Origin of the sequence: Leucobacter sp. HNU (genome assembly GCF_047946755.1) — a bacterium.
Classification (GTDB): Bacteria; Actinomycetota; Actinomycetes; order Actinomycetales; family Microbacteriaceae; genus Leucobacter.
Genome location: NZ_CP178837.1, coordinates 1,628,605 through 1,643,915, shown reverse-complemented (window position 1 = coordinate 1,643,915; position 15,311 = coordinate 1,628,605). Strand labels below are relative to the sequence as shown.

Genomic DNA, 15,311 nt, shown 5'->3' with positions numbered 1-15,311 from the left:
GGCGTCGACACCCGAACGCTCCGAGCGAACGCGGGGCGGCTCGGATCCCGATGTCGGCCCCCGCCGGTAGACTTTCGCACGTGAGCACGAACGAGATCCCGACCCCCTACGAGGACCTGCTGCGCGAGGTGTTCGAGCACGGAACGCCGAAGGGCGATCGCACCGGAACCGGCACGCGCAGTCTGTTCGGGCGGCAGATCCGCTTCGATCTGTCCGAGTCGTTCCCGCTGCTCACCACCAAGCGCGTGCACTTCAAATCGGTCGCGATCGAGCTGCTCTGGTTCCTGCGCGGCGAGAGCAACACCAAGTTCCTCACCGACAACGGCGTGACCATCTGGGACGAATGGGCCGACGCGAGCGGCGATCTGGGCCCCGTCTACGGGGTGCAGTGGCGCTCGTGGCCGACGCCGTCGGGCGAGCACATCGATCAGATCTCGCAGGTGATCGAGCAGATCCGCTCCAATCCGGACTCGCGCCGCCTCATCGTCTCCGCGTGGAACGTGGCCGAGCTCGATCAGATGGCGCTCGCGCCGTGCCACGCCTTCTTCCAGTTCTACGTGGCCGACGGCAAGCTCTCCTGCCAGCTCTACCAGCGCTCGGCCGACATGTTCCTCGGGGTGCCGTTCAACATCGCCTCCTACGCACTGCTCACCCTCATGGTGGCCCAGCAGACGGGCCTCGAACCAGGCGAGTTCGTCTGGACGGGCGGCGACTGCCACGTCTACGACAACCACGTCGAGCAGGTCGAGAAGCAGCTCGCACGCGAGCCCTTCCCGTACCCGAAGATCAGCATCCGCAAGCGGGACTCGATCTTTGACTACGAACTCGACGACTTCGACGTGCTCGATTACCAGCACCACCCGGGCATCAAGGCCCCGGTCGCGGTCTAGGGAGCCGCATGGGCGACAGTGAACGCATCGAGGCGCGGCCGGGGCTCGGTCTGCGTCTCGGCATGATCTGGGCCGAGGCGCGGGGCGGCGCGATCGGCCGAGGCGGCGACATGCCATGGCATCTGCCCGAGGACCTGGCGCACTTCAAGCGCACCACGCTCGGTGATCCGGTGATCATGGGGCGGCGTACGTGGGAGTCCCTGCCCGGGCGATTCCGCCCCTTGCCCGGTCGCACGAACATCGTGGTGACCCGGGACCCGGGGTTCCTGGCCGAGGGCGCGCACGTCGTGGCTTCGATCGACGCGGCGCTGGAGACGGCCGCCGGGGCAGGCCCTGTGGCAGAAGACGGGGCGACGCTCGCGTGGATCATGGGCGGCGGGCAGATGTACCGTGCGGCGATGCCGCTCGCGACGGAGCTCGTGGTGACCCGGATCGAGCTCGACGTCCCCGACGCCGACACGTTCGCGCCCGAGATCGGCCCCGAATGGCGGCTCGTCGACCCCGGCGCGCCCGCGACTTCGAAGACGGGTCTTGAGTACCGCTTCGAACGCTACCTGCGCGCCTGAGGCTCCTGAGCCGTGGGTCCTGCGGTTTTGCGGCCCTCGGGAGCTCGCGCGTCCGCGCGTTCGCGCCCCTCGCGCGTTCGCGCTCCTCGCGCGTTCGCGCTCCTCGCGCGTTCGCGCCTTCGCGCCTTCGCGCCTTCGCGCCTTCGCGCCTTCGCGCCTTCGCGCCTTCGCGCCTTCGCGCCCTCGCGCCTTCGCCGAGATGACCCTTTTGCGGGTTTTGAGTGCCCATAACCCGCCAAAGGGTCATCTCGAGGGGCATCCCGGCAGGGTGGGCACCGAGAGGGGGCGAGAATGCAGCCCGAGCCCCGAGCCCCGAGCCCCGAGCCCCAAGCCCCTGGCCCCGAACACCGACCTCCGGGCCCCGACGGCCGAATCCCGAACCCGACGCCGAAATCCAAACCCCGACCTCCCCAACCCGACCCGGGGCCCAAACACTCAACGCTCGGCGAGGAGCCGAGCCAGCCCGGCTGCGACGGGGCGGGGCTCCCGGCCGAGGAACCGGCAGAGCCTCGCGCGGGTCTCGGCGATTCTGCTCCAGTGCAGGTCCTCGTGGTGCACGCGCAGCAGCCGGTACCCCTCTTCGCGGGCGGCCTCGATCCGCGCCAGATCCCTCAGATACTGGGCCCGGTCGGTGCGGTGCTGCTCGCCGTCGTACTCGATGATGCATCTTCTCGCCCGGTCGACCAGGTCGAAGCGGCCGATGAACGTCCCGTCGGCCCGCCGCAGCTCGACCTGGAGATCGAGGTCGTCGAACCCCAGCGCGGCGAGCTCGAGCCGGACTTCCGTCTCCATGCGGGATTCCGCTCCGATCCGGGTGAGGCTCAACGCGACGCGGAGCTTGCGGATCCCTCGGCCCGACATCCGGGCGACTTCGGCGTGCAGCGCCTCGAACGACACGATCGGCGAGGTTCGGTGCATATGACCCCGGGGGAGCACCAGGTGGTCCATCGCCACGACGAGCTCGCGCACGGGGAGCAGTGCCGCACTCTGGGCGAGCGCCGCGACCGGACGCACGCAGGGAAGCCCCGCGGGCGATCGGACGATCTCGAACTCCGAACCGATGCCGTGCCCGACGACCGTGCGGCCCCGCGCGGCTCGCAGCGGGAGGGGAGCTGCGAGATGCACAGCCTCGGGAGATCGGACCGGCGCGCCGAAGGCGAGGAGGGCCGTCGTGTGGCTGAAGGCCTCCCCTCGACGGAGTCTCGGGACGTAGGCGTGCGCGAGATCGAGGACGCGCTGCTCGGAGAACCTCGGCTCCCGCTGCTCCGAGCGCAACCGGTGCACGCCGCGGTGGGGCGACTCGAACCGGGGGTGCGCGAGCATGTCCCGAGTGATTCCCGCGCGTGCGGTCTCCGCAGTGCCGAGGGCAGCGCCGATGGCAGAACCGCGCGCCGAGCCGCGCGCCGAGCCGGGCGAAGGCCAGGGCCAAGGCAGTGGCGTCGGGGTCCGGGGCATGGAGCCAGGATGCCGCGGCCGTCGGCCCGATCCGGCTCTGTCCACAGCGAGAGCGCGCCAACGCGTCAGCGCCGACACCGACATGACCCGTTCGCGGGTATTGGGCGCCCATAACCCGCGGAAGGGTCATCTCGAAGGGGCGACTCGATCCACCCCGGATGCATGCTCCGCGCACGCGCACGCGCGAATTCAGAACGGCAGAAGCAGCCGAATCGGCGATGCCGCAGCCAATTCTCCGCCCCGGGTCCGGTAGCCTAGGCGTGTGACACAGCGCGAGAATCCCTTCGGCCAGGTACTGGTCGCTCTGGTGACCCCGTTCCAGGCCGACGGCGAAGTCGACTGGGCGGCCACCGAGGCCCACATCGACCACTGCATCTCCAGCGGCGCCGACGGCATCGTCGTCACCGGCACCACCGGAGAGACGAGCACCCTCACCGACCCCGAGAAGATCCGGCTCGTCGAGGTCGCGAAGTCGGTCTCGGGCGGGCGCGCGAAGATCATCACGGGCGGTGGCTCCAACGAGACCGCGCACGCCATCGAGCTCTACAGGGCCAGCGAGAAGGCCGGCGCGGACGGCGTCATGATCGTCACGCCCTACTACAACAAGCCGACCCAGGCGGGCCTGCTGACCCACTTCCGCATGGTCGCGGACTCCACCGACCTGCCCGTCATCCTGTACGACATCCCCGGCCGCACCGGCGTCCCGATCAAGTACGAGACGATCCTGCGCCTCGCGAAGCACCCCAACGTGCTCGCGGTGAAGGACGCCAAGGGCGACTTCAGCGAGGTCAGCCGGGTGCTGAATCAGACCGACCTCATGTACTTCTCGGGCGACGACGCAAACGTGCTCCCGCACCTCTCGATCGGCGCCACCGGCCTCATCGGCGTCACGGCCAACATCACCGCCGCCCCCTATCGCACCATCATCGATGCGGTGAACGCGGGCGATCTCCACACGGCGCGCGAGCAGCACCAGCGGCTCGAGCCCCTCGTGCGCGCCATCATGACCCACGTGCCCGGCACCGTCGCGGCCAAGTACGTGCTGCACGGTCTCGGCCGCATCTCGAGCCCGCGCGTGCGCCTGCCGCTCGTCGGTCCCGAGGAGTGGGAGGCCGCAATGATCGAGGACGAGCTCGCCCTCGTGCACGACGTCGCCGGCGTCGACTTCCAGAACTTCCGGCCGGACCGCAACGCGGCTGCCGGCGGCGCCCTGCCGAAGATCGCAGGGACCACCCGCTAACCGAACGGCCCCGAAGGATCGGGGCCCTGACCAGGAGGCTGTGTGCCCGTCACCACCCCGTATGCTCCGCCGAAGCTCAAGAACGGCACTCTTCGCATCACCCCGCTGGGCGGCCTCGGCGAGGTCGGCCGCAACATGACGGTCTACGAGATCAACGGCAAGCTGCTGATCGTGGACTGCGGCGTGCTCTTCCCCGAGGAGCACCAGCCGGGCGTCGACCTGATCCTGCCCGACATCTCGCAGATCGAGAACCGCCTGAACGACATCGTCGCGGTCGTGCTCACGCACGGGCACGAGGATCACATCGGCGGGGTGCCGTACCTGCTGAAGCGGCGCCCGAACATCCCGCTGGTCGGGTCGAAGCTCACGCTCGCGTTCGTCGCGGCGAAGCTCAAGGAACACCGCATCACGCCCGAGCTGCGCCAGGTCGCCGAGGGCGACCGCGTGAAGTTCGGGCCGTTCGACCTCGAGTTCATCGCGGTGAACCACTCGATCCCCGACGCGCTCGCGGTCGCGATCCGCACCGAGGCCGGCCTCGTGATCGGCACGGGCGACTTCAAGATGGATCAGCTGCCGCTCGACGGCCGCATCACCGATCTGCGCGCCTTCGCCCGGCTGGGCGAGGAGGGCGTCGATCTGTTCATGACCGACTCGACCAACGCCGAGGTTCCGGGCTTCACCCCCTCGAGAAGGACATCGGGCCCGTGCTCGAGCGCGTCATCGAGAAGGCGCGCGGCAAGGTCGTGGTGGCGAGCTTCTCGAGCCACGTGCACCGCGTGCAGCAGGTGCTCGACGCCGCGCAGAAGGCCGGCCGTCGCGTCGTGCTGCTCGGCCGGTCGATGGTCCGCAACATGAAGATCGCATCGGATCTCGGTTACCTCGAGGTTCCGGAGGGCGTGCTCGTCGACCTCAAGAAGAGCGGCGACATCCCCGACCACCGCATCGTCTACATGTCGACCGGTTCGCAGGGGAGCCCATGGCGGTCCTGAGCCGTATGGCGAACCAGGAGCACCAGGTCGAGATCGGCCAAGGCGACACCGTGATCCTCGCGTCGAGCCTGATCCCGGGCAACGAGAACTCGGTCTACCGCGTGATCAACGGCCTCATGAAGCTCGGCGCGCACGTCGTGCACAAGGGCAACGCCAAGGTGCACGTCTCGGGCCACGCCGCGGCCGGCGAGCTCATGTACTGCTACAACATCGTCCGCCCGAAGAACGTCATGCCGATCCACGGCGAGTACCGCCACCTCGTGGCGAACGCCGGGGTCGCGATCGAGACGGGCGTGCCGCAGAACCGCACCATCATCGGCGAGAACGGCACCGTGGTCGACCTGGTCGACGGCGTCGCGCGCGCGGTCGGGCAGCTCGAGATCGACTTCATCTACGTCGACGGCAAGAGCGTCGGGCGGGTCACCGACGACGATCTGCGCGACCGGCGCACCCTTGCCGAAGAGGGCTTCATCTCGGTCATCACCGTGGTCGAGACCAGCCTCGGCCAGATCGTGTCGGGTCCCGAGATCCACGCCAAGGGGGTGGCCGAGGACGACAAGGTGTTCGACGCCATCAAACCGAAGATCGCGGACGCCCTCGAAGAGGCCATGAAGGGCGGAACGACCGACCAGCACGCGCTGCAGCAGGTCGTCCGCCGCACCATCGGCCGCTGGGTCGGCACGAAGCTGCGCCGCAAGTCGATGATCGTCCCCGTCGTGGTGGTGGTCTGACCGGTGTCGGTCGAAGCCCGGCCCGTCGCCGCCGTGCGGTTCGCGACGGACGATGAGCGCGTCCGCTGGGACGCGCTCATCGCGGCGAACCCCGGTGGTGGAGAGGTCTGGCAGGGCGACGCCTACCTGGAGCAGAAGCGCGAGGCCGGGCGCTACCGCGTGCACCGGCTGATCGTCGAGCTCGGCGACGAGGATCGCACCGCGATCGCCGTCGGCGTGCTCGCGAAGCGCGCGCCGCTGCTCGGCGAGTGGTGGCACGTGCCGGCCGGGCCCGCCGCACTCGACGCCGCTGGGCAGGACCCCGAGGCGTTCGTGCGCGCGACCCGCGCCGTCGCCGAATTCGCGCGTGCGAACGGCGCGTTCCTGCTCAAGATCGAGCCGCGCGTCGTCGCGAGCGCCGACGCCGAGCGCGCCATCCGCGCGCTCGGCGCGGTGCCGACGGCCCGCATCATCCCGAATCCCTCCACGGTGATCGTCGACGTCCGGGGAGCGGTGCCGAGCCGCGCACCGAGGACGAGCTCTTCGCCAGCCTCGGCAAGAAGGCTCGCTACGCCATCAAGAAGGCGGCGCGCGACGGGATCACCGTCGAGCGCGTGCCCGCGAGCGATGCGAACTGCGCGGCGTTCTTCCGCCTGCTCGAAGAGACGGCCGAGGGGCGCTTCGTGCTGCGCCGCGCCGACTACTACCGCACGTTCTGGCAGCGGTTCGAGCGCGCCGGCGAGGGCCAGTTGTTCTTCGCCTATCGCGACGGCGAGCTCGTCGCGGGCGCGTTCGCCATGGGCCTCGGCTCCAAGACCACCTACAAGGACGGCGCATCGGTGCGCGCGAAGACCGCCTACGGCGCGTCGCACGCGCTGCAGTGGGAGGTGCTGCGCTGGGCGCTCGAGCGCGGCGCGGTCACCCACGACCTGTGCGGTGCCCCGCCCTCCGGCCAGGCCTCCGACACCTCGCATCCCCTGCACGGCGTCGGGCAGTTCAAGACCAGTTTCGCGCCGCAGATCGTCGACTACGCGGGAGCGTGGGATCTGCCGCTGAGCGCGAGCAAGTTCTCCGTCTGGGCGAAGATCGGCGACCGCATCGCGCGCCGCCTCTCGCTCACCGTGCAGAAGGACCCGTACTACTGATGGCCGGCTCTCTGGCGCGCGCGAGCGCGGTGATGGCCTCGGGGACCATGGTCTCCCGGGTGCTGGGTTTCGTGAAGGTGAGCCTCCTCGCCTTCGCGATCGGCGGCTCGGTGACTCGATCCGGCGACGCGTTCGCGATCGGCAATCTGCTGCCCAACACCATGTACATGATCCTGCTCGGCGGCATGCTCAACGCGGTACTCGTGCCGCAGATCGTGAAGGCCGCAAAGGATCCTGATGGCGGAGCCGGATACATCAACCGCGTGCTCACGCTCGTCGTCAGCGCGCTCGCGGTCGGCACGGCGCTCCTGCTGCTGATCGCGCCCTGGATCGTCTGGCTCCTCACCGCGGAATGGGGTGATTCGCAGCGCGCCCTCGCGACCGCCTTCGCATACTGGTGCCTGCCGCAGATCATCTTCTACGGGCTCTACACCGTCCTCGGTGAAGTGTTGAACGCTCGCAGCGTGTTCGGTCCCTTCACCTGGGCGCCTGTCGCCAACAATGTCATCGCCATCGCGGGCATCATCGTCTACATCGCGATGTACGGCGCCGACCCCAAGGGCGGGCAGGACCCCGGCGCGTGGACGTCAGCCGGCATCGCGGTGCTGGCGGGCAGCGCGACACTCGGTGTCATCGTCCAGTCGCTCATCCTCTTCATCTCCTGGCGACGCGCGGGGATCCGATTCCGCCCCGATTTTCGGTGGAAGGGAATGGGGCTCGGCCAGACCGGCCGCATCGCGGGCTGGAGCCTCGCGGCGATCATCGTCATGCAGCTCGGCGGTTTCATCACGCAGGCCGTAATCAACACCTCCTCGGGGCACGGACCCTCGGCCACGGCGATGCAGAATGCCTGGTTGCTGTTCATGACCCCGCACTCCGTGATCGCGGTGTCCCTCGGAACCGCATACTTCACTCGTCTTGCCGGATGGGGGCAGACCGGGCGGATGCCGGAGTTCGTGGCGGACTTCTCCGCATCGGCGCGCCAGATATCCCTCGTCATGGTGCTCGCCTCGGTCGCGATCTTTACGGCCGCACCGTTCCTCGCCAGGATCCTGAATCCGGGAACGGGGACGGCGCAGGTCGGTGGGTTCACTATCGTGCTCCAGTGCTACATCGTCGGTCTGGCTGCGTACAGTTTCCTGTTCGTGGTGCAGCGCTCGTTCTATGCGCTGTCGGATACGAAGACGCCGTTCATCTTCACCACGATTCAGATCACTCTGCTCGTGCTGCTGTCGCTAGGCCTGCTCGTGCTGCCGAAAGAGATGCTCGGGGCGGCATATGCGCTGGTGTTCGCGTTCACCACGGTGGTCGAAGCGCTCATCGCGGTCTGGATGCTGCGACGTCGGATCGGCTCGATCGACGGCTCACGTATCCTCGCGAGTTTGCTGCTCTACGGCATCGCCTCCGTTCCGGCGCTCGTGATCGGTCTCGTGCTCTACTTCCTGTCGATCCTGGTCCTGCCAGATCCCGGCATGGTCCTGTCGATCCTGTTCGCAGGAGTGATGGCGATCGTGGTCTCGGCCGTCTACCTCGTGACGCTCAAGCTGATCCGTTCGCCCGACCTCGCCGAACTCACCGCATTCGTCTCCCGCAAGCTCGGAAGGAACCGTTCGTGACCCTCACCGTCACCCCCTGCACCGATCCGGAGCTCTGGGACCGGACCGTCATCGACCTCGGCGGGCACCCGCTCCAGCTCTGGGGCTGGGGCGAGCTGAAGTCCGCGCACCGCTGGTCGGCGGAGCGCGTCCTCGTGACCCGCGACGGCGAAACGGTCGGAGCCTGCCAGCTGCTCACCCGGAAGCTGCCCTGGCCGCTGGGCGGCTTCGTGTACGCCCCGCGCGGCCCGGTGCTCGCGCGCGGCCCGAAGGTCGCCGAGATCGAGGGGCGGCCCCCGGGTCCGCAGGAGCTCCGGCGCAGGATCCTGCACCGGGCGCGGTCGCCGACGCCGTCGCCGACTACGTGCGCCGCACGCGCCGCGCGGTGGCGGTCTCGATCGAGCCCGACGAGGACGACGGCCGGTTCCCGCTGTCCGACGCCTGGCGTCGTGCCGAGACCACGGTGCTGCCGGCACGCACGCTGATCCTCGACCTCACGCGCAGCGAGGACGAGCTCATGAGCGACATGTCGAAGAAGCACCGCCAGTACGTGCGCAAGTCGGAGCGCGAGGAATCGATCGAGATCCGCCGTGTCGAGACCGCCGAGCAGCTCGAGGAGTGCCTCGAGGTCTACCGTGCGACCAGCGCGCGCGCCGACTTCGGCCTGCACGAGGACTCCTACTACCACGACGCCCGCACCATGCTCGGCGAGCACGCGCCGATCTGGGCGAGCTACGTCGACGGCAAGCCCGTCGCGTTCCTGTTCCTCGCGGTCAGCGGACGCACCTCGTTCGAGCTCTACGGCGGCATGGACGAGACCGGCCAGCGGCTCCGCGCCAACTACGCGCTCAAGTGGAACGCGATCCGCGAGATGAAGGCCCGGGGCGTCGAACGCTACGACTTCGGCGGCCTCATCAACGACGGCGTGACCACGTTCAAGACCGGCTTCTCCTCGCACGAGAACCTGCTCGCGGGCACCTGGGACCGCCCGATGTCCGGCTACGGCATCTGGACCCGCGGTCTGCCGCTCGCGAAGTCGGTCGTGCGCAAGCTCCGACGACGCTGATCGCGGGGATGGGACACAGCAGGGCGGAGGCCGCGTACCAGCGAGCGATCGGGGCGTTCAAGAACCCGACGCTCGATCTGCTGCACGGTCGATACGCGCCGTTCGTGATCGCCGCACTCTCGCTCGTCTTCACGGCGGACCGGCCGACGGTCGCCGTCTCGGACGCGCACGTCGAGGTCGGCGAGATCGTCGACGAACTGCGCGCTGTCGATCACGACGGCCAGGAGCGCGGCCTGCCCGCGGGTTCGGGCCGTGAGATCTGCCGCTATTGGGTGCGGGTCGGCTGGCTCGTGCCGCAGATCGTGGACGACGCCGAGGTGTACCGCCTGTCGGCGCAGGCCGTCGGCGCGCTCGAGATCGCGGGGCGGGCGGGCGGCGGGCGTTCCCGGGTCTCGCGCTCGCGCGTGCGCACTCTGCTCGAGACGATCGAGCAGCTCGCGCAGGACGCCGAGCCGGACCCCGCGGAGCGGCGCGCTCGGCTCCTGGCCGATCGCGCGGCGATCGACGCCGAGCTCGCGCGTCTCGACGAGCACGGGGCGCCCGAACCCGTCGACGATGAGCTGCTGCTCGAGGAGGCGGAGAACGTGCTCCACCTCGCGCGCGAGCTGCCGGCCGACTTCTCCCGCGTGGCCGAGTCGATCAACGCGATGCAGCGCGACGTCGTCGCGGATCTGCGACGCGACGTGCGGCCCGCCGGAGAGGTGCTGCGCGAGTACCTGCAGCGCGGCCAGCACGTCATGCAGGCCACTCCGGAAGGTCGCGCCTTCGCGGGCGCGCTGCGGCTCATCGGCGATCCCGAACGCATCGACCACCTGACGGACCAGCTGCGCACCCTGCTCGCGCAGCCCTTCTCGCGGCTCATGGACGCCGAGCAGCGCAGCGACCTCGACGCGATCGCGAAACGGGTCGAACAGGGGGTGCAGGAGGTGCTCACCGCGCAGCGGCGCGCGTCCCACGTGATTACCGCGCAGGTACGTACGCACGATCCGGCGCGCGACCGCGAGGTCGACGAGCTGCTGCGCAGCGTGATGTCCGGGCTGCAGAACTGGACCCGGGATTCGAAGGCGGGCGACCGAGTCGATCCGCTGCGCGGATTCCCCGTCGCGAACGTCGGCCACCTGCGGCAGACGCTCAGCGGCATCCGGCCGCCCGCGGCACCCGCGCCGCTGCGGGAGACCGAGGGCGAGGCGGAGTTCGAGGACGTCGACACCCGGGCCTGGGGCGGTCCTCGGTACACCGAGCTGGAAGCCTACGTCGCCGGGCTCGGCGAGCGCTTCGATCTCGCCGACGCGTTCGCGGGCGCTCCCGATGCCGATCGCCGACCGGTCGATCTGCTCGGCCTGCTCGAGATCGCGCACCGCACCGGCATGAGCGAGGGCGACGAGGTCTCCGTCGTCGAAGCGCTCCGACCGGACGGGACGAGCCGCAGGTTCGCCTTCGGCTCCGTCACCGCCGGAATCCGCAGAGACCCGGACGCACCCGAAGAAGGCGAAGATGACTGAAACCGTCGAACCGTTCGTCGCCCCCGTTCCCATGGAGGCGGATCCCGGCGAGTACTTCCCCGGCGACCGCGGAGTCCTCGATCCCGAGGTGCGCCGCGTGCTGGTGCGCTTGCTCCAGCGCCGATTCCTGCTCGAGTCCCGCAATCGCGACGATTGGCGGGTGCTGCTCGAGAACCAGTCGGTGATCGAGTCGCGCCTGCACGACCTGTTCGTCGATCTCGTGGTCGATGCGGGCCGCGGCGTCGCCTACAAGCAGCAGATCCGCTCCGACGAACTCGAAGTGCCGATCCTGCTCCGCGACGAGGCCTACACGCGAGCCGAGACGCTCGTGCTCGTCTACCTGCGCACCGTCTACCAGCGTGAATCGACCGCGGGCGAGGCGTCGGCGCGCGTCGACATCGAGGAAGTCGAGCAGACCGTGCTGAGCTACTTCGCGGAGGTCGACGGGGATCAGGCGCGGCGCCAGAAGGCCGTGCGTGCAGCGCTCGCCCGCCTCCGGCAGGAGGGCATCGTCGAGGAGGAATCCGAGGGCCGCTACCGCATCAGCTCGCTCGTCGAGATCGTGCTCGGCGCCGAGCAGCTCCGCGAGCTCAGCGACTGGCTGCGCGAGCGAGCCGGCCGTTCGGATGCGCCCGGCGTCGATCCGGATCCCGCTCCCGACCCAGAGCCCGCCGACAGCATCGACCGAGAGGAGCAGGCGCTGTGACCATGCTCGACACCCTCTTCGGGTTGATCCCCGCAGCATCCCGAGGCCAGCAGTGGATCGCCGACGAGCTCCAGCTCGTGAACTGGGGCGGATACGACGGCGCGCACCGCGTCCGCTTCTCGCCGACCGCAACGCTCCTGTGCGGCGGTTCCGGATCCGGCAAGTCGACCCTCATGGACGCCTACATCGCGCTCATGATGCCGCACACCACGCCGTTCAACGGAGCCTCCAACGGCGGCGTCACGGGGCGGCCGCGCGGCGAGGAGCAGCGCAACATCCTGTCGTACGGTCGCGGAAAGATCGACGAGTCGCGGACCGAAGAGGGCACCAGGGTGCGCGTGCTCCGCGGCGACGGGACCGACACCTGGACCGCGATCGCCGCGACCTGGCTCGACCACGACGGGTCGCGTTTCACGGCCGTCCGCGCCTGGTACATCTCCGCGACCGCGCGGACCCTCGACGACACCGTGCGCGTGCGCGCGACCGTCGACGGCCCGTTCGACCTGAGCGCACTCGAATCCGCAGCGGGGCAGCGGCTCTCGGACGCTTCGGTCCGCGCCGCGGGGCTCGAGACCGTGGCGACGGATCGCGAGTTCTCGGCACGGCTCCATGCGGTGCTCGGCATCGGTGCCGCGGGAGCCGGCTCGAAGGCGATGAGCCTGCTCGCCCGCATCCAGGCCGGGCAGCAGATCACCACCGTCGACGAGCTCTACAAGCGCATGGTGCTCGAGGAGCCCGAGACGCTGACCATCGCGGACGCGGTGGTCAGCCACTTCGACGAGCTCGAGAGCACGCGCGCCCGCATGGTGACCGCGCAGAAGCAGGTGCGCGCGCTCCGGCCGATCCGAGATATGCGCGCCCGCATCGAGGAATCGGCGGAGCGCCTGCGCTTGATCGATGCCGTCGGCAGGTTCTCGGATCCCGCGTCGCTGGCCTCGCTCTGGCGCGCGGAGCGCCGACTCGGGCTGCTGCGCTCGGTCGAGGCCGAGCTGCAGGCGCAGAAGCGTGCGGCCGACGACGCGGTGCGCGTCCAGCAGACGCTCGCCGACGCGGCGGAATCGGAGCGCGACGGCCTCCTCGAAGTGCTGCGCAATGCCGGTGGCGATCGACTCGAGACCGCTGAGCGCGAGCTGCGGGGGATCGAGCAGCGCCTGGCTGCGGTGCGCCAGGAGCGCGAGCGGTTCGACGAGGTCCTCGCGGTCCTCGGCGTCGAGGTCGGCACGGAGGCGGAGTTCGCCGCGCTCGCCGAGACCGCTCGCGCCGCGCTCGGCGATCCGAACGCCAAGGCGATGGTTCGCGAGGCCTATGCCGATGCGCGGGGGAGGGTCTCCCGGATCGAGCGCGAGCTGCTCGCAGTGCGAGGGGAGCGGAGTGCAGCGGAGGGGCGCAGCGACAGCATCCCGATCGCCCTGCACGAGGCGCGAGAGGCGCTCGCCGACGCCGCGGGCCTCTCGGCCGAAGACCTCCCCTTCGTCGGCGAGCTGATCGAGCTCCGCACCGAGTTCGAGCCGTGGCGCGGAGCATTCAACCTCGCGCTCGGAGGCTTCGCGACGACGCTGCTGATCGACACCGAACACCTCGCTCGCTTCCGCATCGCCATCGACGCGGTGCGGTCCCGCGTGCGCGTGCGCTACGAGGGCGCGCACACCGGGCAGCCGCTCGCCGCGGGGCTGGATCCGCGAACCCTGCCTGGCCGGCTCGATTATCGCGACACGGCGTTCACCGGATGGCTGCAGGATCGGCTCGCGCAGCGATTCGACTTCGTCTGCGTGGACTCGGCCGCTGAACTCGCCCGCCATGCCAACGCGCTCACCGTCTCAGGACAGATGTCGCAGGGCTCCCGCGGCGCGCACGGCGGTCACGGCACCGCGAACGTCCTCGGATTCTCGAGCACGGGGCGGCTCTCCGAATTGGACGACCGGATCGCCGGGCTCTCGCGGGAACTGGAGACGGCGGAGGCGGAAGCGGCCCGCGCGGCGGCGGCGCTCGACGCGCTCGACGCGCGGCACGAGGCCTACGGCAAGGTGCGCGATACCGACTGGTCCCGGGTCGACATCGCCTCGGTCGAACGGGAGCACGAGCGGTGGACCCGGATCATCGACGAGGTGACCGAGGGCAGCCCCGAGATCGCGGGGCTGCAGAAGCAGATCGCGGAGGCCCGGAAGAAGGTCGCCCGCCTCCAGCAGGAGACCGGTCGCGCGAAGGGATCCCAGGAGCGGATCGCCGAACGATGGGCGGACATCACCGACGAGGTCGATGCCGCGCAGATCGCTCTGGAGCGGGCCGAGGACGCCGGATCCGAGCTCTCGGCAGCGGAGGCGGCCTACCTCGACGAACGCTTCGCGGGTCCCGAGGCGGAGGCGGAGGACGGGGGCAGCCGCGCCGATGCGCTGCTGCGCTTCGACGCGGCGCTCGATGCCGCGGGCAAGCGTCTGATCGACGACCAGCGCGCCGCGCAGGACATGCTCGTGGACCAGCGGGATGCGCTGCGACGGACGCTCGAGGGATTCCTCGAGAGCTGGCCGAACCCCTCCCTCCGCGCGGATCCCGATACCTCGATCGGCGACTTCGAGCACCTGCTCGCCGAGCTCGAGGCGAGCGGGTTGCACGAACTGGAGGCGGAGTGGCGCGACAGCCTCGTGAACCTCTCGGGCAACGACCTCACCAACCTCGACTCCGCGCTGGGGCGCGCCCTGCGCGAGATCCGGGATCGGATCGAGCCGGTGAACCGGATCATGCAGGATCTCCCGTTCTACGACGACGACCACCGCCTGCAGATCATCGCCCGCGAGAACCAGTCCGAAGCCCGCAGACGGTTCCGGCGCGAACTGCGCGAGGTGCGGAGCCTGATCGACGCAGCCTCGAGCGATGCCGAACGCGCGCAGTCGTACGAGCGCATGGCACGGCTCATCGGCCGGATCCGCCGTTCCGCTCCGGACTTCGCCGAACTGATCGACGTGCGCAACCACGTGCGGATCAGCGCCGAGAAGATCCATGCGGAGACCGGCGAGCATGCGGCGCTCTACGACCACATCGGAGAGAAGTCGGGCGGCGAGTCGCAGGAGCTCATCGCCTTCATCGTCGGCGCGGCGCTGCGCTACCAGCTGGGCGACGCCGGTTCGGAGCGCCCGCGGTACGCGCCCGTGTTCCTCGACGAGGCGCTCATCAAAGCGGACGCGCACTTCACTCGCCGGGCGATCGGCGCCTGGCGCGGGCTCGGCTTCCAGCTGGTGATCGGCGCGCCGAACGACAAATACAGCGCGATCGAGCCCCACGTGGACGTCGAATACGACATCCTGAAGGACACGAAGGGCCGCTCCTGGGCAAAACCGAAGGTGGGGCTGCCGCACGGGGCGTAATCGCCGGCCTCGGGCATCGACACACCGCGAACGGCCGGGATTTCCGCCGGTTTCGGAGCGTCATCACAGAAAAGTCGGTGGTCGAACG

General features: G+C 69.8%; 11 protein-coding genes and 1 pseudogene. 11 read left to right on the top strand and 1 reads right to left on the bottom strand.

What is annotated here, in order from left to right; all coding sequences use genetic code 11:
- Window positions 1-50: 50 nt before the first annotated feature.
- Window positions 51-890, top strand: coding sequence for a thymidylate synthase (locus tag AB3K78_RS08090; protein WP_416447223.1), 840 nt, complete (start codon window positions 51-53; stop codon window positions 888-890).
- Window positions 891-898: 8 nt separating this feature from the next.
- On the top strand, window positions 899-1,456 hold the full coding sequence (locus AB3K78_RS08085; RefSeq protein ID WP_416447222.1) for a dihydrofolate reductase: 558 nt from the start codon (window positions 899-901) through the stop codon (window positions 1,454-1,456).
- Window positions 1,457-1,891: 435 nt separating this feature from the next.
- On the opposite strand, the gene AB3K78_RS08080 is transcribed toward AB3K78_RS08085, so the two are convergent.
- Window positions 1,892-2,779, bottom strand: coding sequence for a hypothetical protein (locus tag AB3K78_RS08080; RefSeq protein ID WP_416447221.1), 888 nt, complete (start codon window positions 2,777-2,779; stop codon window positions 1,892-1,894).
- Window positions 2,780-3,173: 394 nt separating this feature from the next.
- Between AB3K78_RS08080 and dapA the strand changes: the two genes are divergently transcribed.
- The 9 genes and pseudogenes from dapA to AB3K78_RS08035 all read left to right on the top strand — a co-directional run bounded on the left by dapA (window position 3,174) and on the right by AB3K78_RS08035 (window position 15,223).
- A complete protein-coding gene (gene dapA / locus AB3K78_RS08075) occupies window positions 3,174-4,151 on the top strand; it encodes a 4-hydroxy-tetrahydrodipicolinate synthase (protein ID WP_416447220.1) in 978 nt (325 codons plus the stop codon).
- 96 nt (window positions 4,152-4,247) lie between these two features.
- A pseudogene (locus tag AB3K78_RS08070) lies at window positions 4,248-5,871 on the top strand (ribonuclease J).
- Window positions 5,872-6,119: 248 nt separating this feature from the next.
- Complete coding sequence (locus AB3K78_RS08065; RefSeq protein ID WP_416447219.1) at window positions 6,120-6,995, top strand: lipid II:glycine glycyltransferase FemX; 876 nt, start codon at window positions 6,120-6,122, stop codon at window positions 6,993-6,995.
- A complete protein-coding gene (gene murJ / locus AB3K78_RS08060) occupies window positions 6,995-8,611 on the top strand; it encodes a murein biosynthesis integral membrane protein MurJ (RefSeq protein WP_416447218.1) in 1,617 nt (538 codons plus the stop codon). Before AB3K78_RS08065 ends, murJ begins: the two co-directional genes overlap by 1 nt.
- Entirely contained in the window at window positions 8,608-9,075 is a 468-nt protein-coding gene (locus AB3K78_RS08055; RefSeq protein WP_416447217.1) for a hypothetical protein, read from the top strand. The genes murJ and AB3K78_RS08055 overlap by 4 nt, the downstream gene beginning before the upstream one ends.
- Window positions 8,976-9,656, top strand: coding sequence for a lipid II:glycine glycyltransferase FemX (locus AB3K78_RS08050; RefSeq protein WP_416447216.1), 681 nt, complete (start codon window positions 8,976-8,978; stop codon window positions 9,654-9,656). The genes AB3K78_RS08055 and AB3K78_RS08050 overlap by 100 nt, the downstream gene beginning before the upstream one ends.
- An 8-nt stretch (window positions 9,657-9,664) precedes the next feature.
- Entirely contained in the window at window positions 9,665-11,158 is a 1,494-nt protein-coding gene (locus AB3K78_RS08045; RefSeq protein ID WP_416447215.1) for a DUF3375 domain-containing protein, read from the top strand.
- Window positions 11,151-11,864, top strand: coding sequence for a DUF4194 domain-containing protein (locus AB3K78_RS08040; protein ID WP_416447214.1), 714 nt, complete (start codon window positions 11,151-11,153; stop codon window positions 11,862-11,864). The genes AB3K78_RS08045 and AB3K78_RS08040 overlap by 8 nt, the downstream gene beginning before the upstream one ends.
- Window positions 11,861-15,223 (top strand): ATP-binding protein, encoded by a 3,363-nt coding sequence (locus tag AB3K78_RS08035; protein WP_416447213.1) that lies wholly within the window; start codon window positions 11,861-11,863, stop codon window positions 15,221-15,223. The genes AB3K78_RS08040 and AB3K78_RS08035 overlap by 4 nt, the downstream gene beginning before the upstream one ends.
- The last annotated feature ends 88 nt before the right edge of the window (window positions 15,224-15,311 follow it).